This window comes from Rhizorhapis sp., assembly GCF_035276005.1.
Classification (GTDB): domain Bacteria; phylum Pseudomonadota; class Alphaproteobacteria; order Sphingomonadales; family Sphingomonadaceae; genus Rhizorhapis.
Genome location: NZ_DATEMB010000024.1, coordinates 71,041 through 94,361 on the forward strand (window position 1 = coordinate 71,041; position 23,321 = coordinate 94,361).

Consider the following 23,321-nt stretch of genomic DNA (forward strand, 5'->3'; position numbering starts at 1 on the left):
AGTTGGCGAGGGCGCTAGCGAACAGGCTTGGGGAGCTTAATGTGTTCAAGGGGTTGAAGCCCATTATTTACGGCGGACGCGAAGTGTGGCCGCTGGTCGAGGGCGGCAAGGGCGTTGCCGTATCCAATCATATGAGCTCTGGAGCCTGGGCCGCCGCCGGGGGAATCGGCACAGTGTCCGCCGTGAACGCCGACAGCTATGACCCCACGGGCAAGATCATTCCGCAAGTCTATCATGCCAGCACACGGCGCGACCGGCATGAGGAACTTATCAAATATGCCATCGAAGGCGCCGTCGAGCAGGTGAAGCGCGCCTTTGAGGTCGCAGGCGGCAAGGGCGCGATCAACATCAATGTGCTCTGGGAGATGGGCGGTGCGCAGCGCGTCCTTCATGGTGTGCTTGAACGGACGCGCGGCATGGTGGCGGGCGTCACCTGTGGCGCGGGCATGCCTTACAAGCTCAGCGAAATCGCTGCCTCCTATCAGGTAAGTTACCTGCCGATCATCAGCTCGGCCCGCGCTTTCCGTGCGCTTTGGAAGCGCGCCTACAGCAAGGCATCCGAATGGCTGGCCGCTGTGGTCTATGAGGATCCCTGGCTGGCAGGCGGCCATAACGGCCTTTCCAATGCGGAAGACCCGCTGCAGCCACAGGATCCCTATCCGCGCGTTCGCGACCTTCGCGCCACCATGCGCGAAGGCGGGATCAGCGACGATGTGCCGATCGTGATGGCCGGCGGCGTCTGGTATCTGCGCGACTGGAATGACTGGATCGACAACCCGGAGCTTGGCAGCATCGCCTTCCAATTTGGTACTCGACCGCTGCTCACTCAGGAAAGCCCGATTCCGCAGGGTTGGAAAGAACGGCTGATGACGTTGGAGGAAGGCGACATCCTCCTGCACCGCTTCTCGCCCACGGGCTTTTATTCCTCGGCAGTGCACAACCCCTTCCTCCGTTCCCTTGAAGCACGCTCGGAACGGCAGATCGCCTTTTCCGGCGAAGCGGCGGGCGACCACCAACATCAGTTGGATGTCGGCGTCAAAGGCAAGAATTTCTGGGTGACGCGGGGGGACCTGCTCCGCGCGCGTGAATGGTATGGCCTTGGCTATACCAGCGCCCTCAAGACCCCGGACAATACGCTGGTTTTCGTCACGGAAGAGGAGCGCGCGCTGATCCGCAAGGATCAGGCCGACTGCATGGGCTGCCTCAGCCAATGTGCCTTTTCAAGCTGGATGGATAGCGAAACCAACAGCACTGGCCGTCTCGCCGATCCGCGCAGCTTCTGCATTCAAAAGACGCTGCAGGACATCGTCCATGGCGGGGATCCTGAACAGAATCTCATGTTCGCGGGCCACGGAGCGTACAAGTTCAAGCAGGATCCCTTCTACTCGAACGGATTCGTGCCGACGGTTAAGCAACTGGTGGATCGTATCCTGACCGGCGATTGAGAACTCGGTCAAGATAAGCCGTTCGCCCTGAGCTTGTCGAAGGGCCTCCCCTTGTTTCTGCTCTTCCCAGAAAGGCAGAGGCTTCGACAAGCTCAGCCCGAACGGCTATAACAATACTCATGCCAAAGGGCGGCTATCGCCTGTTTCTGATCAATCAGCCGCATCCTCAACGGCGTTGCCGGCGCTTTGGATGTCTTCACCTGCGCCTTCAACGGTATTGCACGCGCTGATCAGCAACAGCGCCGGCACAGTAAGTGCGGCGAGTAATGCCTTAATCATGATTTTCTCCTGATCTTTTCACCTCATTTGGTGCTTGGGTAGAAACCAAGAGAAAGTCGCTTCGTTCCCGGCACGGCTGGAGCGGGCCCGCCGCGAGCGGCCGAGCGGCGTCAGGCAAAAAGAGGTCAGGCCGCAGATTTCCTGCATTTTTTTCGGAACAGCTCCTCCTTCCGGATCGTTCCTTATCCATCATTCAAGTCACCGCATGGCTGCCCATGCTGAACGGGGCCCTATCAGTCAGCCAGCGGTCAGGAGAGGTGGAGTGAACGATATAGGAACCCGCGGGAAAACCGGCCGGGAAGCCTCGGCCGAACTGGTCGCTGCCCTCCGTGGCCATGCCGAGCCGCTGCCGCCGCCGGAGCGGGCGGCTGAATTCGGCCCATTCTTCGATCGATATGCCGATGCGCGCGTGGTGCTGCTTGGTGAAGCGACACATGGAACTTCCGAATTCTACCGCGCACGGGCGGCGATCACGCGGCGGCTGATCGAACATCATGGTTTCAATATCGTCGCGGTCGAGGGCGACTGGCCTGATGCCGCACGGATCGACAATTATGTGCGGCATCATGCCGCTCGCCCGAGGCGAGGCGATCCGTTTGTCCGCTTTCCCACATGGATGTGGCGAAACATGGAAGTGCTTGCCTTTGCCGACTGGCTCCGCGGTCATAATGAGCCCCTGAAGCCGGAGGATCGAGCTTCTTTCCATGGGCTGGACATCTATAGCCTGGACGAATCCATACACGCTGTGCTTGCCTATCTCGACAAGGCCGATCCGACGGCGGGCGCCCTCGCACGGCAGCGCTATGGCTGCCTTACGCCATGGCAGGACGATCCGGCGCTCTATGGCCGCGCCGTCATGCATGGCGGCCGCCCCGGATGCGAAGACGCTGTGGTGGCGCAGCTCAAGGACATGCTCCGCCACCGCATCGGCGATATCGGCGTGGATGGCGAAGCGTGGTTCGACGCCGTTCAGAACGCAAGGATAGTGCGGGCGGCCGAACGCTATTACCGGATCATGTATCGCGGTTCGACAGAAAGCTGGAACCTGCGCGACCGCCACATGTTCGACACGCTCCAATGCCTGATGCAGCATCGCGGCGATCGCGCAAAGGCGGTCGTCTGGGCGCATAATTCGCATGTCGGCAATGCTGATGCGACGGCCATGGGGTGGCAGGGCGAGTTCAACATCGGCGAACTGTGCCGGACGGCCTATGGCGATGAGGCGGTGCTGATCGGCTTTGGCACGGACACGGGAACGGTTGCCGCCGCCAGCGAGTGGGGCGGGGAGATGGAGATCAAGACAGTGCGGCCCGCCCGGCAGGACAGCTATGAACATGCCTTCCGCCGCACCGGCCTTGCCCGCACGCTTACCGACTGGCGCGGCGGAAAGCGCAGGGAATTGGTCGAAATGCTGCGCATCCCGCTATTGGAGCGCGCCATCGGGGTCATATATCGCCCCGAAAGCGAATTTCTGAGCCACTATTTTGAGGCCGTTCTGGCGGAGCAGTTCGACGCCTGGATCTGGTTTGAACAGACCCGGGCGGTGACGCCGATCGGACATGAACGGCCTGAAGGAGCGCCCGAAACCTATCCGTTCGGGCTGTAATATCATGGTAGATGATCCTTTCCCGGTGGAAATCGGTCCCAGCCATTTACAGGGGCTGCTTGGTATTCCCGGCGATGCCAGGGGACTGGTGATCTTCGCGCATGGCAGCGGCAGCGGGCGGCTCAGCCCGCGCAACAATCAGGTGGCAAGAGGACTGCGTGCAAGCGGATTTGCGACCTTGTTGCTTGATCTGCTGACGCCGGCGGAGGAACTGGACCGGCGCAACGTGTTCGACATCCCCTTGCTTGCCTCCCGGCTGGTTACCGCCACAACTTGGGCGCGACAGCAGCGGGAAACCGCAAGTTTGCGGGTCGGCTATTTTGGCGCCAGCACGGGCGCGGGAGCGGCGCTGCTGGCCGCCGCGATGGCGGACGGGCGAATCGGCGCAGTGGTTTCGCGGGGCGGGCGGGCGGACCTCGCTGGCGATGCTCTTGAGGAGGTTCATGCACCGACCCTGTTGATCGTCGGCAGCCTCGACGGAGAGGTGCTGCGCCTCAACCGCGAGGCGCTGATCCGTATCGAAGCGCCGCGCCGGCTCACTGTGGTTGAAGGCGCAGGCCATTTATTCGAGGAGCCGGGCACGCTGGATGAGGTCCTGGAACATGCAATTGATTGGTTCAGCCAATATCTGCCCGGCACAGCAAAGGAGACGGGCGATGCTCAGAAATCCTGAATTTCGCGATCGCCATGAGGCCGGGAAACGACTGGCAAGGGCGCTGGCCCAATTCGCAGACGCAAGGCCGGTGATTCTCGGCCTGCCGCGCGGCGGGGTTCCGGTGGCTTATGAAGTGGCGATGGCTCTTGGCGCAGAGCTTGACGTCCTGTTCGTCCGCAAGATCGGAGCGCCCGGCCATGAAGAGCTTGGCATCGGCGCGGTCGTTGACGGCGCCAATCCGCAACTTGTCCTCAATGAGGATATTGTCAGGCAGCTCGGGCCTACCCCTGAATATATCCGCTCCGAGATGCGCAAGCAGCTGGAAACCATCGACGAGCGCCGCCGCCTTTATCGTGGCGCATCCCGGCCGGTGGACCTGGAAGGACGGACAGTGATTGTCGTGGATGACGGCATCGCGACCGGCGGCACCGTTCGTGCTGCCTTAAAGGGGCTGCGCAAGAACCATCCGGCGAGGCTGATATTGGCCGTCCCGGTGGCGCCAGCGGACACGGTGGCGCAGCTTGCCGGGGAATGCGACGAGATTGTCTGCCTGCTATCGCCAAGCCCCTTCTACGCTGTTGGCGCGCATTATGCGGACTTCGCGCAGACGGGGGATGAGGAGGTCATTCACCTCATGCGCGAGGCGGCGGGCATGGGAGAAGCCGGGCGTTAGGCGGGCGCAAGCGATAGGCATTAAGGAATCGCCGTCATACCCGCGAAGGCGGGGATTCATTTCCCAGCGTCAAGTGCCCGGTCGGCCGTCAGGAGATGGATTCCCGCCTCCGCGGGAATGACGAAACGGCTACCATTGCTTCAGAAGGCCTGTTTCAGCGCATCCATCAGATCTGTCTTCTCCCAGGGGAAGAAGTCGCCATTGGGCGTTCGTCCAAAATGGCCATAGGCTGCCGTCGGCTGGTAGATCGGCTTGTTGAGGGCCAGATGGGTGCGGATGCCGCGCGGCGTCAGGCGGACGAGCTGGGGCAGCACGGCTTCGATTTTTGCCTCGTCGATCTTGCCGGTGCCATGGGTGTCGACATAGAGCGAGAGCGGCTCGGCAACGCCGATCGCGTAGCTAAGCTGAATGGTGCAGCGGTCGGCGAGGCCCGCCGCGACTACATTCTTGGCGAGATAACGGCTGACATAGGCGGCGGAGCGATCCACCTTGGTCGGGTCCTTGCCGGAAAAAGCGCCGCCGCCATGAGGGGCTGCGCCGCCATAGGTGTCGACAATGATCTTGCGGCCGGTAAGGCCGGCATCGCCATCCGGGCCGCCAATTTCGAACAGGCCAGTGGGATTGACATAGATCGCGTCATCGGCGGGCAGCCATCCGGATGGCAGGATTGCTTCCATCACATTCTTGGCATAGTCGCGCAGCTTCCGCTGGCCTTCCGGGTTGCTGAGCGCGGCGCTGTGCTGCGTGGACACCACAAGGGCGGTGGCCCGCACCGGCTTGCCATTTTCGAATGCCAGCGTGACCTGGCTCTTTGCGTCGGGCTCCAGGAAGTCTGCTTCGCCGGAATGGCGGTCAGCGGCCATCTTCTCGAGGATCTTATGGGAATAATAAAGCGTTGCCGGCATCAGGCCGGGCGTTTCGTTGCAGGCATAGCCGAACATGATGCCCTGGTCGCCCGCGCCTTCGTCCTTGTTGCCGCTTGCATCAACGCCCTGTGCGATATGCGCCGACTGACCGTGCAGATTATTCTCGAAGCGGAGGCTCTTCCAATTGAAGCCGTCCTGCTCGTAGCCGATGCGCTTCACGGTGTCGCGGACGGTACGCTCGATCTCCTCAAGTGCGCCGGGCGCCCATTGGCCATTTTCATACACGCCCTTGCAGCGGATCTCGCCGGCAAGAACGACAAGCTGGGTGGTGGTCAAGGTTTCGCAGGCGATACGGGCTTCCGGGTCCTTTGACAGGAAAAGATCCACAATCGCGTCGCTGATCTGGTCCGATACCTTGTCGGGATGTCCTTCAGACACGGATTCGGAGGTGAAGAGATAGGAACTGCGCATGATACTCCCGTACTTTCCTTGACCTAAGATGTTCCTGCGACGGAACATGCCGCATATAAAGATTTCCTTATATGGATCTTTAGCGGCTCTGCCGGCGCAACGCAATGGCGCTCAGAAATATAAGTGCGGCAAAGAGGAAGGATGCGAGATTGCCCATCCGGCTCAATGGCGTAGGGGCCTGTTTTTGCGGCAGGAAGGTGTCCAGATAGCCCGCTTTGGCGAGCGGAAGCTTGGCAAGCAGCGCGCCGTCCGGTCCAATGACAGCGGATATGCCGGTGGGTGTGGACCGGATGATCGGCATCCCTTCTTCAAGCGCGCGGAGCCGTGCCTGCGCCAGATGCTGCGGCGGTCCCCAGCTCCCAAACCAGGCGTCATTGGATGGATTGAAAAGGAAATCGGGACGGTCCTTTTCCTCCAGGACATGGCCGGAAAAGATGATCTCATAGCAGATCTGGACACCCATCTTGAGCGGCGGACGACCGCCCGCACCGGGAAGTTCCAGAGTCTGTGGCCCTGGCCCCGGCCAGAAGTCCGCATCGCCGGGAACAAGGCGGGATAGACCCAGCGGCTGCAGCAGGCCTCGCATCGGCAGATATTCGCCATAGGGCACCAGATGCGCCTTGTCGTAACGGCCAATCAGCCGCGAGTCAGGAGTGAGGACCCAAAGGCTATTATTGGCTCCGGTCAGGACGGTTTCGCGAAAACCATTCTTGTCCTGAAACTCATAATAAAGCTTCAGTCCGCCGGTCATGAGCAGCTCATTGGGTCCTAGCACAGCGGCCAGGCGGTCGCGCCAGTGCGGTTCCAGGTCCAATATGGCGGGCACCGCCGCCTCTGGCCAGAAAAGCAGCCGGGGTGCGGCGGAGGGCTGGCCCGAAAGCCTTTCAAGCTTCAGGAAATTGGGTTCCTCATAGGCTTCGACATGCTTGTACTGCTGCCCGATATTGGGCTGGACGATGCGGATGGGCACGTTCTTGCGCAGCGGTGGAACAGCAGGCTTGGTGAGCGAGGCTGCTCCGGCAGAAAGGATGATGAGGCCCGCCGTCCATGCCGCAAAACGCCTGTGTCTCCCGGTGAGGAGCAGCAGAATGGTGCCTGCGGCAAGCGCCGTCAGGACCGAAAGGCCATAGGTCCCGATCCAACGCGCACTGTCCGCCAATGGCAGGATGGCGACCCAGATGACGCCCAGCGGATTCCAGGCAAAGCCGGTAAACATATTGGCGCGAAGCCATTCAGTAACCATCCATGCGACGGCAAAGAAAAGAACGAATTGCCGCCGGTCCTGCCTGCCGTACCGCCAGGCGAGGCCCGCCGCCATCGCCGGATAAACGGCAAGATAAAGCGACAGCAGGACGACCGCGCCATAGCCGAACCAATGCGGCATCGCGTCCTGAAAGGTGAATGCGTGCGCGATCCAGTTGAGCCCGGCGGTGAAATGACCGACCCCGAAGCACCAGCCCCGCAAAAGCGCAGACTTCAGCTTATCGGCTGCCTCCACCAGCAGCATCAGCACTACCAGCGCAGCCAGGGTCAGCGGCCAAAGCCCCCAGGGCGCAAATCCGGTTGCGGAGACCAGCCCAAGGAGAAGCGCGGCGATATGGGAATGACGGCTGAGCACGGGCGCTGCTATTGCCTGCTTTTGCGACAGTTGCAACCGCGCGAGAAATGAACTGGGCGGCTTTTGATGATCTGTTGTAGGGCGGTTGCTGACCTTCTTTGCCCCCTGTCCGGAGGGAGAGGGATATGTATACTTAGGCCGACGCAGTCGGACTTAGTCGCAGTTGGGTGAGGGGTTCCACGCAACCGAGAAGGCACAACCCCTCACCAACTCCGGCTAGGCTGCAAGCCGCCAAGCCTGCGTATCCTCTCCCCAAAGGAGAGGGAAACGGACCGGCCGCTCCAACCAAACCAGTCTTCGCACATCAGGCGGTGCCGCCCAGCTTCTGCTTGTAAAGCTCCAGCATCGCCGCCCAGGCCTGTTCCGCCTGATCCTTGTCATAAACGGCGCTGTCCGTCACCGTCCATCCATGCTTGGTGCCCGGATAGACCTTGATGCTGGCGGGCCGTTTGGACGCATCGAAAGCCTTGCGCAGCGCTACCTTTGCCTGAGGTTCCTTCTCATCGTCATCGGCCGCAATGCCGATATGATAGGCCGCCTTTGTCCGCGCCACCAGCCGGTGCGGACTTGTGGCGTCTTCCGTCACCAGCTTGCCCCCATGGAAGGAAACGGCTGCGCCCACACGATCCGGGGCGATAACCGCCGCCCGGATTGTCATGGCGCCGCCCATGCAAAAGCCGACCGCCCCAAGTGGCCGCGTACGGTTCACTTCAGGCTGAGCGTCAAGGAATGAGACGAAGGCATCAGCATCCTTGCTAACCTTTTGATGGTCCAGTCCGGCAATCATCTTCATGACCTCCGCCCGGTCATCGGGATTGGAAAGGCTGAATGCGGGCGGAAATACTGGAGTCTTGCGCAGCCGGTAGAAGGGATTGATCACCAGCACGGCATAATGGTGCGCGGCCAGGCGCTTAGCCATTTCCACCATTGCCGGACGCAGCCCCAGGGCGTCGGAATACCAGATCACTCCGGCCGACTGGGCCTTTCCTTCCGGATGTACCAGCACAGCATCGCATATGCCATCCGGCGTCTTGATCTTCACAGCGCGGGTGCTGACAGCTCCAGCGGCGAAAGCTGTGCCGGTGGGGCCGACTATCCCTGCCGCCACAGAGATGGCTGTGAATTCACGGCGGGAAACATGCGTTTCTTCTTCGTCTTTGGACATCGAAACCTCCAGACGCCAGGGAGTCCTTGCGGATTCATCATTCCCTGCTTCAACGCTTCTTTCAACCTGCATCGGTGGACGAATGGCGCTTTTCCCACTATGAGGCCGCAATTTCCTTGCCTCTCGATTCCGGGAAGTCCTTCGAGTTGCTGCGCATATTGGCTCGCTCATTCGTACCTGCCGGCCGGCTGAACCGGCTGGTATCATCGATCGGGGCGCTCTGCGGACTCTTGGTAACAGGAGCGGTCTGCAAGCTCTGGCTCGGAGGCCAGGAAGGACTTCCCTGGCTGATTGCGCCCATGGGAGCTTCGGCCGTTCTGGTCTTTGCCGTTCCCGCAAGCCCGCTGGCCCAGCCCTGGCCAGTGCTTGGCGGCAATGTGGTTTCGGCCCTTGCGGGCATCGCCTGCGCAAAGCTGGTGGGCGATCCTTTTTACGCAGGGCCCTGTGCGGTCGCTTTGGCAATAACGCTGATGAGCTTGCTGCGCTGTCTCCATCCGCCCGGAGGGGCGGTGGCGCTGACGGCCGCGATCGGCGGTCCCGCGATTGCTGCGGCTGGCTGGTCCTTCGCCCTCATGCCGGTGGCGCTCAACACCTTGCTGCTGGTGGGTTTCGGCCTGATTTTCAACAATGCCACCCGGCACAGCTATCCCCACCGGGTGAGCGCCTTGTCGCAGAGCGGCCACGGCACCAAGGACCCCCCGCCTCAGGACCGGGTAGGCTTCACGGCCGCTGACCTTGACAGCGTCCTTGCCCGCTATGACGAACTGCTCGATGTCAGCAGGGACGATCTCGATGCTCTGTTTCGCGCGGTGGAGGCACGGGCCCATCGGCGGCTGCATGGTGAAATCCGCTGCAGCCAGATCATGTCGCGAGATCTTGTCCATGCTGAGCCCCAAGAAACGGTGGAGAGCGCACGCAGGCGCCTTGCCCAGCGCAACCTGCGCATCCTGCCGGTGGTCGGTGCGGATCGCCGCATAGCGGGCATAGTGGGCTTTGCCGAACTGGCGGTTCCAGAGGCGCGCACGGTCGCGGAAGTGATGCGGGACTCACCCTGCATTGTCTCCCCGGATGCGCCCATTGACGAACTGCTGCCCATCCTTTCAGGAGGCGTTTACCGCGAGGCCATTGTGGCTACGCCGGAGGGCCAGCTTCTGGGACTTATCACGCAGACCGATCTTCTCGCGGCGCTGTGGCGGAGCCATGTCGCCGAACTGGTCACCAATGCGTCTGCCAGTAAGGCGAGCACAAGAGCGGCGTGACGCTATTAACCCGCCGCGGCGATGCTCCGTGCGGCGTCGCTTGCCAATTGGTCGGCCCGCTCATTTTCCGGGTGGCCGGCATGGCCGCGCACCCAGCGCCATTCGACCTGGTGCCGCCGGACTGCCGCAAGCAAGGCCTGCCAGAGGTCAGCATTCTTCACCGGCTTCCTGTCAGCGGTCTTCCAGCCGTTTTTCTGCCAGCCGAAGATCCATTTGGTGATCCCGTCCTTCACATAATTGCTGTCGGTGGAGAGGATCACCTGGCAAGGCCGGGTGAGGGCATTGAGGGCCTCAATCGCGGCCATCAGTTCCATGCGGTTGTTGGTTGTGTTGCTTTCGCCGCCGGACAGTTCCTTTTCATGTTTTCCGTAGCGGATCACCGCGCCCCAGCCTCCGGGTCCCGGATTGCCCTTGCAGGCGCCGTCAGTGAAGATTTCTACGCTGGAAAGCTCGCTCATGCGCCGAGCAACGCCTTTGGATCGGCGCTCGCATAAAAATCGAGCCGGCGAAGGAAGGCCAGCGGGTCCTTGCGAGTCACCAGTGCGTCGGCCGGGGTGTTGATCCAGTCATAAGCGCGCGTCAGCATGAACCGGAGCGCGGCGCCCCGGCAGAGGGTGGAAAAGGCGGCGCGTTCCTCATCGCTGAGGCCGAAGACCTCATCATAGCCCGCGATCAACGCTGCGGCGCGCTCAGGATGATAATTGCTGCCGTCAAAGTCGAAGCACCAGGCGCTGTGCGTGACGGCCACATCATAGGCGCGAACATCCGTGCAGCTGAAATAGAAGTCGATGAGGCCCGTTACTTCATCGCCATGCATGAGCACATTGTCCGGGAACAGATCGGCATGGATGACCGCGCGGGGCAGGTCCGCGGGCCAGTTCGCGTCCAAGAAGGCCAGCTCTTCCGCCACCCTTTTGCCGAGGCCCGGCGCGATGTCGTCAAAATGCTCCCCGCATTTCCGGGCAAGGTCGTGCCAGCCCCGAAGATCGAGCGCATTGGGCCGGGTGCCCGTGAAGTCTGCCGCTGCCGCGTGCATTTCGCCCAGCGCTTTCCCCGCAGCCCGACTTTGCGCTGCTTTAGGTTCGGTCACCGAAATGCCAGTCAGGAACTCGATCAGGCAGGCGGGGCGGCCAGAAAGCTGCTGAAGCCGCCTGCCCTCCCGGTCCGCAATGAAACGCGGCACCTTGCATCCGCGCGCGGCGAGATGATCGAGCAGATCCATGAAAAAAGGCAGGTCCGCCTCATTCACCCGCTTTTCGTAGAGGGTCAGAATGAAACGGTCTGTGCTGGTCTCAACGAGGTAATTGCTGTTCTCGACCCCTTCAGCGATCCCCTTGGCGGACAGCAGTTCGCCTGCATCATAGCGGGTCAGGAATTCGGCCATCTCCTCGGCCGGAACATGCGTGTAAACGGCCATCAGGCAGGCACCCGCCCGCTCATGGGCCTTTGCAAATCCTGAAGCAAACACATCCGTCGCCCCTGCGAAGGCAGAGGTCCCTGCCTTAGTAGGGACGGCGGATTTGCTTTATCTAAATAGCGGCTGTTTTCGCCATAAACAGAAACTGACTTCCTCATGCCGCCTCCAGCCCGCGCGGCATTTTGAAGGCGATGGTTTCCCGCGCCGTTTCGACTTGTTCCTCAGTGACGGCGAAACGGCTCGCAAGGCGTTCCACCACCTCGCGCACCAGTACCTCAGGCGCCGAGGCTCCGGCGGTGATGCCGAGTGTCCGCACTGTGTCGAGCCATGCAAGATCGATATCGTCCGCCCGCTGGATCAGGCGGGCGGGCGTTCCGGTACGTTCCGCAACTTCCGCCAGACGCAGGGAATTGGAGCTGTTGGGAGCGCCGATCACCAGCATCAGGTCGCAGCGGGGCGCTATGGCCTTGACCGCCGCCTGCCGGTTGGAGGTCGCATAACAGATGTCCTCACCCTTGGGCGCAATGATCGAAGGAAAGCGCCGCCGCAGCGTCGTCACCATCGCGGCCGTATCATCGACCGACAAAGTGGTTTGGGTGAGGAACGCCAGATTGTAGGGATCCTCCGCCTCGAATGCCTCGGCGTCCTCGTTGGTTTCGATGAGCGTCATGCTGCCCTCGGGCACTTGGCCGAAGGTGCCGATAACCTCCGGGTGGCCCTTGTGCCCGATGAACAGGATATGACGTCCGGCCTGTACCTGCCGTTCGGCCTGACGGTGCACCTTCGACACCAGCGGGCAGGTCGCGTCCAGATAGGAAAGACCGCGCTGCTCGGCCTTGGCGGGCACTGCCTTTGGCACGCCATGGGCGGAAAAGACGACCGGCACCCCGTCCGGGACCATGTCGAGTTCCTCCACGAACACCGCGCCCTTCGCCTTCAGGCTGTCCACCACATATTTGTTGTGCACGATTTCATGCCGGACATAGACGGGGGGACCATATTTCTCGATCGCCCGCTCGACTATGGTGATGGCGCGATCCACGCCCGCGCAGAAGCCTCGCGGCGCGGCGATCAGGATGCTCAGGGGCGGAAGATCGGTCATGGGTGCTGCCCTTAGTCTGTTCCGCGCCGGAGCGAAAGCCGGTTCCTTTCGGTTGCGCGGGCCGAAAGGCGCGGATAAGAAGCCGGAACGCCTTAGCAAGGGATATAATGTGTCAATTCAAAAAGCCCTCATCGCCAGTTCGGTCCTTTTGGCGCTCGGCGCTTGCGCCAAGGTCGGCGATCTCGACGTTACCGGCGGCGTCATTGCGAAGCGTTCGGCCTGTCCAACGGTCGGTGTCCCCGATCATACCGGCGATATCACGTTGTTCAATCCGCCTGAAAGCCGCGATGCGCGCGCCATCGATGTGGTGGCGAACATCACCAATCTGCGCTCTAGCTGCAATGACAGCGGGGACCAGCTTTATACCCAGGCGACCTTCGACGTTCACGCCCGGCGCAGCGATCCCGCCGGCGCGCGCGAAGTGACGTTGCCCTATTTCGCAACCGTGATGCGTGGGGGGAGTGCGGTTGTCTCCAAGCGCGTGGGCCAGGTAACCTTGCGTTTCGAGGATGGCCAATATCGCGCCAGCTCCTCGGGCCGCGCCGAATCCTATGTCGACAAGGCGCAGGCGACACTGCCCGCCGATATTCAGGAGCGGATCACGCGCGAGCGCAAGGCGGGTGACGCGGACGCAGCGCTTGATCCCATGTCGGATCCTGCGGTCCGCGCGGCGCTGCAGCGAACTAGCTTTGAGCTGCTTGTCGGGTTCAATCTGACCCAGGACCAGCTCAAATATAACGTAACCCGTTGATTTTTATCGGCCGGGCGGCACCTTTTTCTGTCGCCAGCCGGCAGATGCAAAGGCCTTGGCTTTGACACTTTACGCCCGTTTTGCCGCACATGTGGATGCGGCGCTTGATGCTCTGGAACTCGAAGGCGCATTGCCGCCCGGCCTGCCCCGCAAGGCAGTGGCGGTAGAGCCGCCGCGTGATCCCACGCATGGCGACCTCGCCACCAATGCCGCCATGGTGCTTGCCAAAGGCGCGAAGAGCAATCCGCGTGCGCTCGCGGAGGCAATCGCGGCCAAGCTGGCGGCGCTCCCCGAAGTGGCAGGAGCGGAGGTCGCCGGCCCCGGTTTCATCAACCTGCGCCTCACCGATGCGACCTGGCGGGCGGAACTGGCTGCGATTCATGCGGATGGCGACAATTATGGCCGTTCCGAGACTGGCAAGGGCTCTCGCGTCAATGTCGAATATGTATCCGCCAATCCCACCGGCCCAATGCATATGGGCCACTGCCGGGGCGCGGTTGTGGGTGACGCGCTTGCCACGCTGCTTGAATATGCCGGATATGAGGTCACTCGCGAATATTACATAAATGACGCAGGCGGGCAGGTGGACGTCCTCGCACGTTCCGCCCATCTGCGCTATCGCGAGGCGCTGGGCGAAGATATCGGCGAAATTCCCGAAGGGCTTTATCCGGGCGACTATCTGAAGCCTGTGGGCGAAAGCCTCGCGGCGCAATTTGGCAGAAAATATGTGGGCGCGCCAGAGAGCCAATGGCTGGCCCGGTTCCGCAAGGAAGCCGTCGCGTCGATGATGGACATGATCCGGGCCGATCTCGCCTTGCTTGGCATCCACCACAATGTCTTTTCCTCTGAGGCCGAGCTTCAGGCGGCAGGCAAGCCGGACGCCGCCGAGGCGGAGTTGCGCGCACGGGGCCTTGTCTATGACGGCATGCTGGAAGCTCCCAAGGGCGAGACGCCCGAGGATTGGGAACCCGTCGAACTGCCGCTCTTCCGCTCGACGCAATTCGGCGACGATCAGGACCGTCCGATCAAGAAATCGAACGGTAGCTGGACCTATTTCGGTGCGGACCTCGCCTACCATTATCAGAAGGCTCAGAGCGCCGATCAGTTGATCGACATTTGGGGCGCTGATCATGCCGGAACCGTCAAGCGCATACAGGCGGCGGTAAAGGCGCTCACCAATGACAGCGTGCCGCTCGACATAAAGCTGGTGCAGATGGTCCGCCTGCTGCGGGAGGGCGAGCCCATCAAGATGTCGAAGCGCGCGGGCAATTTTGTGACGCTCGCCGACGTCGTGAACGAAGTCGGCAAGGACGTCGTCCGCTTTACCATGCTGACGCGCAAGGCCGACGCGCAGATGGATTTCGACTTTGCAAAGGTGGTCGAAGCATCAAAGGACAACCCCGTCTTCTATGTGCAATATGCCCATGCGCGCATCTGCTCGCTGGAGCGCAAGGCGAAGGAAGCGGGCCTGCAATTGCCTCCGCCGGATCTGTCCCTGCTTGGGACGGAGGAAATCACGCTCATAAAATTGGCTGCGCAATTTCCGCGAATTGTGGAATCCGCTGCACAGAGCCATGAACCGCACAGAGTCGCTTTTTACTTGAACGACCTCGCCGCGGCCTTTCATGCGTTCTGGAACATGGGCAACGATCGCCCCGAATTGCGGATGGTGATTGCGGACGACCCTGCCATAAGCTCGGCGCGGCTTTTCCTGGCCGGGGGAATAGGGCAGATTGTCCGTAACGGGTTGGCACTCATGGGAGTGAAGGCCCTTTCGGAGATGCAGTAATGACCGATACTGACCGCGACAGCCTGGACCTTCAGGACGAGGACAGGCTGCCTTGGCTGGAGGCTGTGGATGACGGCGATGATGATGAAGGCATTTCGATCATCCGCCTCATCCTGCTGATCGTCGCGGGATTGGTCTTTCTGGGTGCGATTATCGGCGGCATCTATTGGCTGCAAAATGCCCGGACCGGCGCTGGCGACGGGAGGCTAATCACTGCGCCGGAGGGTGATTACAAGGTTCCTGCCGAGGATCGCGACGCGCGTCAGTTCGATGGAGAGGGCGACAGCAGCTTCGCCACCAGCGAAGGCGTGGAAGGCGCTGGCAAGCTGGATCCCAATCTGTTGCCGGAGGCGCCGGTCGCCGGTCCCGGCTCCACCACGGCCAAGCCCAAGCCCGCCACGCCTAGCGCTCCTGCACCCAAGGTGAAGGCGCGCGTGGCCGACAATACAAAGGCCGTTCCGGTGAAACCTGCCCCCGTGAAGGCCGCGAGCAGTGGCGGCGCCATGATCCAGCTAGGCGCCTATGGCACGCAAAGCGGTGCTGAGCAGGCCTGGACGGCGCTTTCGAAGCGCTTTGATTATCTGGCGGGGCTGGAAAAGTCGGTCTCCCCGGTCGACGTTAACGGCGCAACCCTCTACCGCCTGCGCGCTCGCACGGGTTCTGGCGCCCAGGCCAATGAGCTTTGCGGCAAGCTCATGATCGCGGGCGAGAATTGCTTGGCGGTGTCGAACTGACTTTCCGGGAGCGGCTATTGTTGGCTCTCATCCCGGAAAGGACGCCGGGAGATGGATTCCCGCCTGCGCGGAATGACGAACCTTCTGAAGGCAAAAAATCTGAAGCGTCACCACTGACAAACCCGCCCAAAGCCGCTTAAAGAGGCTTATGGCTCTCGAAGTAAGCAATAGCGGATTTAGCGACGCGCTGGTGATATTGGGGGCGGCAGGATTGGTCATTCCCGCTTTCGCGAGGTTCCGCATCAGTCCGGTGATCGGCTTCATCCTTGTGGGTATGCTGGCGGGTCCGGCGGGGCTTGGATCACTCGTTCCGCAATATCCCTGGCTTTATTACATCACCATCAGCGACAGGCATGCCATAGAGCCATTTGCCGAATTCGGCATCATCCTCCTCCTCTTTTCCATTGGGCTGGAGCTGAGCTTCAGGCGATTATGGTCGATGCGGACGCTGGTGTTTGGCGTAGGTGCGGCGGAGTTATTCGGCTCGGGCCTTATTATCGGCCTTGCGCTGCACCTGATGGGGCAGTCCCTCGCCGGAGCCATCGGCCTGGGCCTGGCGCTTGCACTTTCCTCGACTGCGCTGGTGATGCCGATGGTCGGCACCCAGACGGCCGTTGGGCGCTCGGCCTTCTCTATGCTGCTGTTCGAGGATCTTGCCATTGTCCCCATCATCTTCGCCTTGGGAGCGATGGCGCCCAATGCGCAGGATACAGGCTGGACGGGGCTAGCCGGAACCCTGGCTGCGGGCGGGGTCACCGTCGTCATCCTGTTCATCGCGGGCCGCTTCTTCCTGCCCCGCCTCTTTGCCCAGGCAGCGCGAACGAAAAGCCCTGAAATCTTCCTCTCCGCCAGCCTGCTGGTGGTGATCGCCGCCAGCCTTGCCACCACCATTGCCGGCCTGTCGCCCATCGTGGGCGCGCTCCTCGCGGGACTGCTGATCGCCGAAACCGAATATCATGGCGAGGTTGAGGTCATCACTGCCCCGTTCAAGGGGCTTGCGCTCGGTGTCTTCCTCATCACCGTCGGCATGAGCATTGATGTCCGCGTCATTCTTGCAAACTGGCCGGGGTTGGTGGCAGCCGTGGTCGGCGTTCTGCTGGTGAAGGTGCTCGTCACCACCCTGCTGATCAGGTGGAGCGGCGCGCGCCGGTCCACGGCGCTTGAGGTCGGCCTCCTCATGGCCTCACCCTCCGAAACCACCCTCATCGTGCTTTCGGCTGCCTCCGCGGCGCAGCTCATCCTGCCCTCCACCGCTGCCTTCTGGCAGATCGTGACGGCTATCGGCCTCACCATCACCCCGCTGCTGGCGCGGATCGGCCATGACATTGCCCGGCGCATCGACATGGGCACCGGGGAGGAGCCCAGCATCGAGCTTGGCGAGCGCGGCCGTCCCGTGGCTGTCATCATCGGCTTTGGCCGGGTAGGCCGGATGGTCGCCGAGATGCTGCGCAAGCACAAGCAGCCCTTCGTCGCCGTGGAATCGGACATTGACGCCGTGGCCCAGGCGCGGCGGGATGGATACCCCATCATCTTCGGCGATGCGTCACGGCCCGAGCTGCTTGACAAGCTTCAACTCGGCCATGCCAAGGCGCTGATCCTCACCATGGACGACCCCGTGCTTTCCGTCCGCATCACCAAACGCGTGCGGGGTTGGGTGCCGCATCTGACGATCATCGCCCGCGCGCGCGACACGGACCACGCAGCCGAGCTCTACAAGGCGGGGGCGACCGATGCGGTGCCCGAGACGCTGGAAAGCTCCTTGCAGCTATCCGAAGCCGTGCTTGTGGACCTGGGCGTCGCAATGGGGCCGGTAATCGCGTCGATCCATGAGAAACGCGACGAACTGCGCCAGGAGATCAAGCAGGCAAGCAATCTCGACCGCGATCCGCTGCTCCGTCATCTGCGGATGGACGAAGCGGGGTAGCCGCTGGATTGGCGTTTCAGGCCTTCCCGTCGTCCCTGCCGCTTCTTTTGGCTGGGTCGCTGCCGTCGCAACGACGCCGGAAATATATTGCTCCTTCGCCAAGCGAACGCTTGACAGCCAATCCGTCCGGGCAGCGGTTCAAAGCCAGTTGAATCCCGCCGCTTTGGCGACGCATGGACCTTCCGATATTCATTGAAAGTCAATGCTTTTGAGGTGGTCTGTCCCTAAAAAAAATTTTCCGGGAGGAGGCCAGTTCGTGTCTCGGCAGGCCGTTCGCGCAAAGCCGCAGAAGCCCTTGGATTGTCATCACAAGGTCATAAGAAATGGCGACGGGACGAATCCTTCCGGCGGTGAATCGAATCGTGGCGACCTGAATTACCCTCTTGCATCATGACTCATCTGTGGCACTATCTGTGGTACAGGGATCAGGGGGATGACCCAACAACTTGTGTCTGGCGGCGGCGAAGCAATTCGGCGCTCAACCCTCTTTGTCCCTGTCGGACCGCGAATAATGGTCCAGTTTCTTGAACAAAAATGCTAGACGGGACGCTTGCCTCAGAGCGGACGGCCGAGTCGAACGGAACGGGAACATCGGGGGCGAACATGGATTTCAGAGAGATACAGGAAACAGGTGCAGCCGACATGACCCAACAGAGCGATTTGCTGGAAGCGCCCGCAAGGGCCGCCAAGGCCGCGACCGCCAAGATGGCCGAAGCCATGATGTCGGCCGCTGCCGAGGAAAACAGCCGCACCGTGCGGCCGCAGCTATTCGCCGTTCAGAAGGATGACAGCCGCGACGATCTCCTGACCGATTTCGGCAAGGAGACGCTGAAGGACCGCTATCTCCTCCCCGGCGAAAGCTTTCAGGACCTGTTCGTCCGCGTGGCGTCCGCCTATGCCGATGATGCCGCGCACGCCCAGCGAATCTACGACTATATCTCGCGCCTTTGGTTCATGCCGGCGACGCCTGTCCTTTCCAATGGCGGCACCGGGCGCGGTCTGCCGATCTCCTGCTACCTCAACAGCGTCGATGACAGCCTTGAGGGGATCGTCAACACGTGGAACGAGAATGTCTGGCTCGCCTCGCGCGGCGGTGGCATCGGCACCTATTGGGGCAATGTCCGCGGCATTGGCGAGCCCGTTGGTCTCAACGGCAAGACCAGCGGCATCATCCCCTTTGTCCGCGTGATGGACTCGCTGACCCTCGCGATCAGCCAGGGATCGCTGCGCCGTGGCTCGGCCGCCTGCTATCTCGACATCTCCCATCCCGAGATCGAGGAGTTCCTGGAAATTCGCAAGCCCAGCGGCGACTTCAACCGCAAGGCATTGAACCTTCACCATGGCGTGCTCCTGACCGACGCCTTCATGGAAGCCGTGCGCGATGGCGCCGAATGGGAACTCAAATCGCCCAAGGACGGCTCGGTCCGGGGCAGGGTGGATGCGCGCGCCCTGTTCCAGAAGCTCGTTGAAACCCGCCTTGCGACCGGTGAGCCCTATATCGTCTTCTCCGACCAGGTGAACCGGATGATGCCCAAGCATCACCGCGACCTTGGCCTAAAGGTCTCGACGTCCAACCTGTGCAGCGAGATCACCCTGCCCACAGGGCGCGATCATCTGAACAACGACCGCACGGCTGTCTGCTGCCTTTCGTCCCTCAACCTTGAAACCTGGGACCAGTGGCAAGGCGACAAGCAGTTCATCGAGGATGTCATGCGCTTCCTCGACAATGTGCTGCAGGATTATATCGACCGCGCGCCCAACGAGATGGCCCGCGCCAAATACAGCGCCAGCCGCGAGCGCTCCGTGGGCCTTGGCGTCATGGGTTTCCACAGCTTCCTGCAGGCGCGCGGCCTCGGCTTTGAAAGCGCGCTGGCGAAGAGCTGGAACCTCAAGATCTTCAAGCACATCCATGCCAAGGTGAACGAGGCATCGATGATGCTCGCCCAGGAGCGCGGCCCGTGCCCGGACGCGGCCGAAATGGGCGTGATGGAGCGCTTCTCCTGCAAGATGGCGATCGCGCCCACCGCCTCCATCTCGATCATCTGCGGCGGCACTTCGGCTTGCATCGAGCCGATCCCCGCGAACATCTACACCCACAAGACGCTCTCGGGCAGCTTCGTGGTCAAGAACCCCTATTTGGAAAAGCTGCTTCAGGAAAAGAGCAAGGACAGCGCCAATGTCTGGAACTCGATCCTGGAAAAGGGCGGCTCGGTCCAGCATCTCGAGTTCCTGACGCCGGAGGAAAAGGACGCGTTCAAGACCAGCTTCGAGATCGACCAACGCTGGCTGCTGGAGCTTGCCGCCGACCGCACGCCCTATATCGACCAGGCACAGTCGCTCAATCTGTTCATCCCGGCGGACGTCGACAAATGGGACCTGCTGATGCTCCACTACCGCGCCTGGGAGCTTGGTATCAAATCGCTTTATTATCTCCGCTCAAAGAGCGTCCAGCGCGCGAGCTTCGCCGGCGGAGTAGAGGCGGACAACACCATTGATCCCAAGCAGATCGAGGTGGAGGTCACCAATTATGACGAGTGTCTCGCGTGCCAGTGACCTTGCCTCATTCCCCCGCCGGAAAATCCGGCCGCCTAGCCCGCCAGCGCCAGCAGCGCGTCGGCCAGTTCGCGCGGTGCGGAATAGAAGGGGGAATGGTCGCTTTTCAGCGTGAATACCGGATTGCAGGGCAGGGCCGCGTGCATGGAGCGCTGATGGTCGAGGGCAATGACCTGGTCCTCCGCCGCCTCGATATAGGCGCGCGGAACCGTGCCGAAGCGTTCCATCGTCACCGCCAGCGGCGTGCCCAGCGCAGCCAGCGGTTCGGGGCACAGCCGCGCCATGGACGCTTCCGCATCGGCCTCCGGGCAGAGGTGGCAGAAGGCATCGCGCCGGTTCTCCTGCTCAACGGTGCAAGTGCCGCTGGCTTCGTCGGTCACCGGCCGAACGCCGTGCTTGCCGCCATAGCTCGCGACATTTTCGAACAGCGACATGCCGGAGGGCAGCAGGAACGCCGTCACATAGGCAAGCTGCCTGATGCGCTCGGGCACCCGTTCAGCCGTCTCGCTGATCACGACGCCGCCGCGGCTGTGCCCGGCCAGGATGACGGGGTCGTCCTGGGCGCGGATCAGATCGGCCGTGAAATCCGCCCATTGTGCAAGGACATTGGGGGCAAAGGGCGTGCGGTCGCTGCCCATGCCCGGAAGGTCCGGCGCCAGCACGCGATGGCCGGCGGCTTCCAGCATCGGGCCGACCCGCTCCCAGCACCAGCCGCCATGCCAGGCGCCGTGAATCAAAATGAAAACCGCCATCGGTCCTTATCCCTTTCCTTGTTGCGCCATTGCCCCACAGGCTGCGGCGCGCGCTCTCATTCCAGTTCGGAGGAGTAAAGTCCATGCCCCTTCTTCAAGCCTCCAAGCAGTACAAGCCCTTCGAATATCCCTGGGCTTTCGAATATTGGAAACGCCAGCAGCAGATCCACTGGATGCCGGAGGAAGTGCCGCTCGGCGAGGATTGCCGCGACTGGGCGCAGAAGCTCACCGACCATGAGCGCAACCTGCTGACGCAGATTTTCCGCTTCTTTACCCAGGCCGATGTCGAGGTGCAGGATTGCTACCACGACAAATATGGCCGGGTGTTCAAGCCGACCGAGATCAAGATGATGCTGACCGCCTTTTCCAACATGGAAACGGTGCACATCGCCGCCTACAGCCATCTGCTCGACACCATCGGCATGCCCGAAAGCGAATATGGCATGTTCCTTCAATATAAGGAGATGAAGGACAAGCACGATTATCTCGCGACCTTCGGCGTCGAAACCGACGAGGACATTGCCCGCACGCTCGCCATGTTCGGCGGCTTTACCGAGGGGCTTCAGCTCTTTGCCAGCTTCGCGATGCTGATGAATTTTCCGCGCTTCAACAAGATGAAGGGCATGGGCCAGATCGTGAGCTGGTCGGTCCGCGACGAGAGCCTCCATTGCGAAGGCATCACGCGGCTCTTCCATGCCTTCGTCAAGGAACGCGACTGCCTGACCAAGGCGGTGAAGGACGACATCCTCGATTGCTGCCACAAGACGGTGCGGCTGGAGGACGCCTTCATCGACTTGGCCTTCGAACATGGCCCGGTGCCGGGCATGACCGCGAAGGAGATCAAGAAATATATCCGCTACATCGCCGACTGGCGCCTGGGCCAATTGGGTTTCCAGCCGATCTACATGATCGACGAACACCCCCTGCCATGGCTCGCCCCGCTGCTGAACGGCGTGGAGCACGCCAATTTCTTCGAGACGCGGGCGACGGAATATTCAAAGGCCGCGACGCGGGGGAACTGGAACGAGGTGTGGGACAGCTTCGACCGGAGGAAGAAGGTGCGCGCGAACGATGACGGCGCGGTGAGGGACGACGGCGAGGATATGTTCGCGAAGGCGGGGATTGCGGCGGAGTAGGGGATGTTAGACGGTTCGCACGGGCTCCTGCTCCTTAAATCCATCTCGGGCTTGTCCTTTATACGTTCGGCGCTTGTCTGGCGCCAAATTCCGCCGAAATCAGATCAAAGCAATCCGAAGCCGCTTGACCTTCCGATTCGGTAGTGCATAAGATCCCCTTATGTTCTCATCCGCTGACCCGCTCGCCGCCCATGTTGACCTTCTCGCTTCGGCGCGCGGGAAGTGCTTCGGGACCATTCTCGCCGATCCACCCTGGCAGTTTCAGAATCGGACGGGGAAGGTGGCGCCGGAGCACAAGCGCCTTTCCCGATACGGCACGATGACGCTGGATGAAATCTGCGCGCTTCCCGTGGCCGACATTGCCGCCAACCCCTCGCATCTCTATCTTTGGGTGCCTAACGCGCTCCTGCCCGATGGCCTGAAAGTTATGGAGGCATGGGGCTTTCGTTACGTTTCCAACATTGTCTGGCACAAGATACGCAAGGATGGCGGCTCGGACGGGCGGGGTGTGGGTTTCTATTTCCGCAATGTCACCGAACTGCTCCTGTTCGGCATTCGAGGTAAGAACGCACGTACCCTGCCGCCCGGCCGCTCGCAGGTGAACATGATCCAGTCCCGCAAGCGCGAGCACAGCCGCAAGCCGGACGAGCAATACAGGATCATCGAAGAATGCAGCTGGGGACCCCGCCTCGAAATGTTCAGCCGGGGCACACGCAAGGGCTGGACGGTTTGGGGCAATCAGGCGGACGAGGATTATCGCCCGACCTGGGATACCTATAGCTACAATTCTGCGGTGATTGCGGCGGAGTAATTACTGGTCTTTGGCATCGATTTCGTCGCCTTGCATCAGATATTCAGCCGATATTCCAGCCTTTATGACCGGATTTTCATCCTTCCACTGTTCGTAATCTTGGATTACTGCGGGTTTGATACCAATAGCTAAGACGGGGCATCCTCCTCCTCTACCTGCATCAAGCCTATAGGTAAGTTGGACCCCTCGAAATACTACTGGCGGATAACGTCGCAGGATGATTCAATGCCTTGACGCGACAGCGGAGGCAGGAATGGCAGGGCAGCCGGGTTTCTTTGATTTATCGGACCGCTATGAGGCCTTGAGCGCGGCGGG

Annotated in this window: 20 protein-coding genes; 12 read left to right on the forward strand and 8 right to left on the reverse strand. The window is 61.5% G+C overall.

Annotated elements, in window-relative coordinates; genetic code table 11:
* Positions 1-41: 41 nt before the first annotated feature.
* Positions 42-1,445, forward strand: a complete 1,404-nt coding sequence (locus VJS46_RS06335; protein ID WP_324058735.1) for an NAD(P)H-dependent flavin oxidoreductase — start codon at positions 42-44, stop codon at positions 1,443-1,445.
* A 150-nt stretch (positions 1,446-1,595) separates the two neighbouring features.
* Here the strand turns inward: VJS46_RS06335 and VJS46_RS06340 are convergent, their stop codons facing one another.
* Positions 1,596-1,724, reverse strand: coding sequence for an entericidin A/B family lipoprotein (locus VJS46_RS06340; RefSeq protein WP_324058696.1), 129 nt, complete (start codon positions 1,722-1,724; stop codon positions 1,596-1,598).
* A 262-nt stretch (positions 1,725-1,986) separates the two neighbouring features.
* On the opposite strand from VJS46_RS06340, the gene VJS46_RS06345 reads away from it, so the two are divergent.
* The 3 genes from VJS46_RS06345 to VJS46_RS06355 are packed head-to-tail and all read left to right on the forward strand — an operon-like array spanning position 1,987 to position 4,658.
* On the forward strand, positions 1,987-3,330 hold the full coding sequence (locus tag VJS46_RS06345) for an erythromycin esterase family protein (RefSeq protein ID WP_324058698.1): 1,344 nt from the start codon (positions 1,987-1,989) through the stop codon (positions 3,328-3,330).
* A gap of 4 nt (positions 3,331-3,334) precedes the next feature.
* Positions 3,335-4,003, forward strand: coding sequence for an alpha/beta hydrolase (locus VJS46_RS06350; RefSeq protein ID WP_324058700.1), 669 nt, complete (start codon positions 3,335-3,337; stop codon positions 4,001-4,003).
* On the forward strand, positions 3,987-4,658 hold the full coding sequence (locus tag VJS46_RS06355; RefSeq protein ID WP_324058702.1) for a phosphoribosyltransferase: 672 nt from the start codon (positions 3,987-3,989) through the stop codon (positions 4,656-4,658). Before VJS46_RS06350 ends, VJS46_RS06355 begins: the two co-directional genes overlap by 17 nt.
* 140 nt (positions 4,659-4,798) lie before the next feature.
* Here the strand turns inward: VJS46_RS06355 and metK are convergent, their stop codons facing one another.
* The 3 genes from metK to VJS46_RS06370 form a co-directional block, all read right to left on the reverse strand.
* On the reverse strand, positions 4,799-5,995 hold the full coding sequence (metK, locus tag VJS46_RS06360; protein ID WP_324058704.1) for a methionine adenosyltransferase: 1,197 nt from the start codon (positions 5,993-5,995) through the stop codon (positions 4,799-4,801).
* 79 nt (positions 5,996-6,074) lie between these two features.
* A complete protein-coding gene (lnt, locus tag VJS46_RS06365; RefSeq protein WP_324058706.1) occupies positions 6,075-7,613 on the reverse strand; it encodes an apolipoprotein N-acyltransferase in 1,539 nt (512 codons plus the stop codon).
* A 304-nt stretch (positions 7,614-7,917) separates the two neighbouring features.
* On the reverse strand, positions 7,918-8,778 hold the full coding sequence (locus VJS46_RS06370; RefSeq protein WP_324058709.1) for a dienelactone hydrolase family protein: 861 nt from the start codon (positions 8,776-8,778) through the stop codon (positions 7,918-7,920).
* A 74-nt stretch (positions 8,779-8,852) separates the two neighbouring features.
* On the opposite strand from VJS46_RS06370, the gene VJS46_RS06375 reads away from it, so the two are divergent.
* Complete coding sequence (locus tag VJS46_RS06375; protein WP_324058712.1) at positions 8,853-10,037, forward strand: HPP family protein; 1,185 nt, start codon at positions 8,853-8,855, stop codon at positions 10,035-10,037.
* 5 nt (positions 10,038-10,042) lie between these two features.
* Here VJS46_RS06375 and rnhA read toward each other — a convergent pair whose 3' ends face one another.
* The 3 genes from rnhA to ispH all read right to left on the reverse strand — a co-directional run bounded on the left by rnhA (position 10,043) and on the right by ispH (position 12,556).
* Positions 10,043-10,495: a ribonuclease HI gene (gene rnhA, locus VJS46_RS06380; protein ID WP_324058714.1), complete on the reverse strand. Its 453-nt coding sequence runs from the start codon at positions 10,493-10,495 to the stop codon at positions 10,043-10,045.
* The gene (thrB, locus tag VJS46_RS06385; protein ID WP_324058716.1) at positions 10,492-11,454 is read right to left on the reverse strand and encodes a homoserine kinase; all 963 of its coding nucleotides are present in this window, start codon (positions 11,452-11,454) and stop codon (positions 10,492-10,494) included. The genes rnhA and thrB overlap by 4 nt, the downstream gene beginning before the upstream one ends.
* A 154-nt stretch (positions 11,455-11,608) precedes the next feature.
* Positions 11,609-12,556: a 4-hydroxy-3-methylbut-2-enyl diphosphate reductase gene (gene ispH, locus VJS46_RS06390; protein WP_324058718.1), complete on the reverse strand. Its 948-nt coding sequence runs from the start codon at positions 12,554-12,556 to the stop codon at positions 11,609-11,611.
* Positions 12,557-12,665: 109 nt separating this feature from the next.
* Here ispH and VJS46_RS06395 point away from each other — a divergent pair, with 109 nt between their 5' ends.
* The 5 genes from VJS46_RS06395 (at position 12,666) to VJS46_RS06415 (ending at position 20,307) form a co-directional block, all read left to right on the forward strand.
* A complete protein-coding gene (locus VJS46_RS06395) occupies positions 12,666-13,307 on the forward strand; it encodes a hypothetical protein (protein ID WP_324058720.1) in 642 nt (213 codons plus the stop codon).
* A 61-nt stretch (positions 13,308-13,368) separates the two neighbouring features.
* Positions 13,369-15,096: an arginine--tRNA ligase gene (argS, locus tag VJS46_RS06400; protein ID WP_324058737.1), complete on the forward strand. Its 1,728-nt coding sequence runs from the start codon at positions 13,369-13,371 to the stop codon at positions 15,094-15,096.
* A complete protein-coding gene (locus VJS46_RS06405; RefSeq protein WP_324058722.1) occupies positions 15,096-15,830 on the forward strand; it encodes an SPOR domain-containing protein in 735 nt (244 codons plus the stop codon). The genes argS and VJS46_RS06405 overlap by 1 nt, the downstream gene beginning before the upstream one ends.
* A gap of 148 nt (positions 15,831-15,978) precedes the next feature.
* Positions 15,979-17,754 (forward strand): cation:proton antiporter, encoded by a 1,776-nt coding sequence (locus VJS46_RS06410; protein WP_324058724.1) that lies wholly within the window; start codon positions 15,979-15,981, stop codon positions 17,752-17,754.
* A 717-nt stretch (positions 17,755-18,471) separates the two neighbouring features.
* On the forward strand, positions 18,472-20,307 hold the full coding sequence (locus VJS46_RS06415; RefSeq protein ID WP_414707974.1) for a ribonucleoside-diphosphate reductase subunit alpha: 1,836 nt from the start codon (positions 18,472-18,474) through the stop codon (positions 20,305-20,307).
* 35 nt (positions 20,308-20,342) lie between these two features.
* Here the strand turns inward: VJS46_RS06415 and VJS46_RS06420 are convergent, their stop codons facing one another.
* On the reverse strand, positions 20,343-21,059 hold the full coding sequence (locus VJS46_RS06420) for an alpha/beta fold hydrolase (protein WP_324058728.1): 717 nt from the start codon (positions 21,057-21,059) through the stop codon (positions 20,343-20,345).
* 83 nt (positions 21,060-21,142) lie between these two features.
* Between VJS46_RS06420 and VJS46_RS06425 the strand changes: the two genes are divergently transcribed.
* Together VJS46_RS06425 and VJS46_RS06430 are read left to right on the forward strand one after the other, a co-directional pair.
* Positions 21,143-22,195 carry a ribonucleotide-diphosphate reductase subunit beta gene (locus VJS46_RS06425; RefSeq protein ID WP_324058730.1) on the forward strand — a complete coding sequence of 351 codons (1,053 nt, stop codon included), beginning with the start codon at positions 21,143-21,145 and terminating at the stop codon, positions 22,193-22,195.
* Positions 22,196-22,355: 160 nt separating this feature from the next.
* Positions 22,356-23,006: an MT-A70 family methyltransferase gene (locus VJS46_RS06430; RefSeq protein ID WP_324058731.1), complete on the forward strand. Its 651-nt coding sequence runs from the start codon at positions 22,356-22,358 to the stop codon at positions 23,004-23,006.
* Positions 23,007-23,321: the final 315 nt, after the last annotated feature.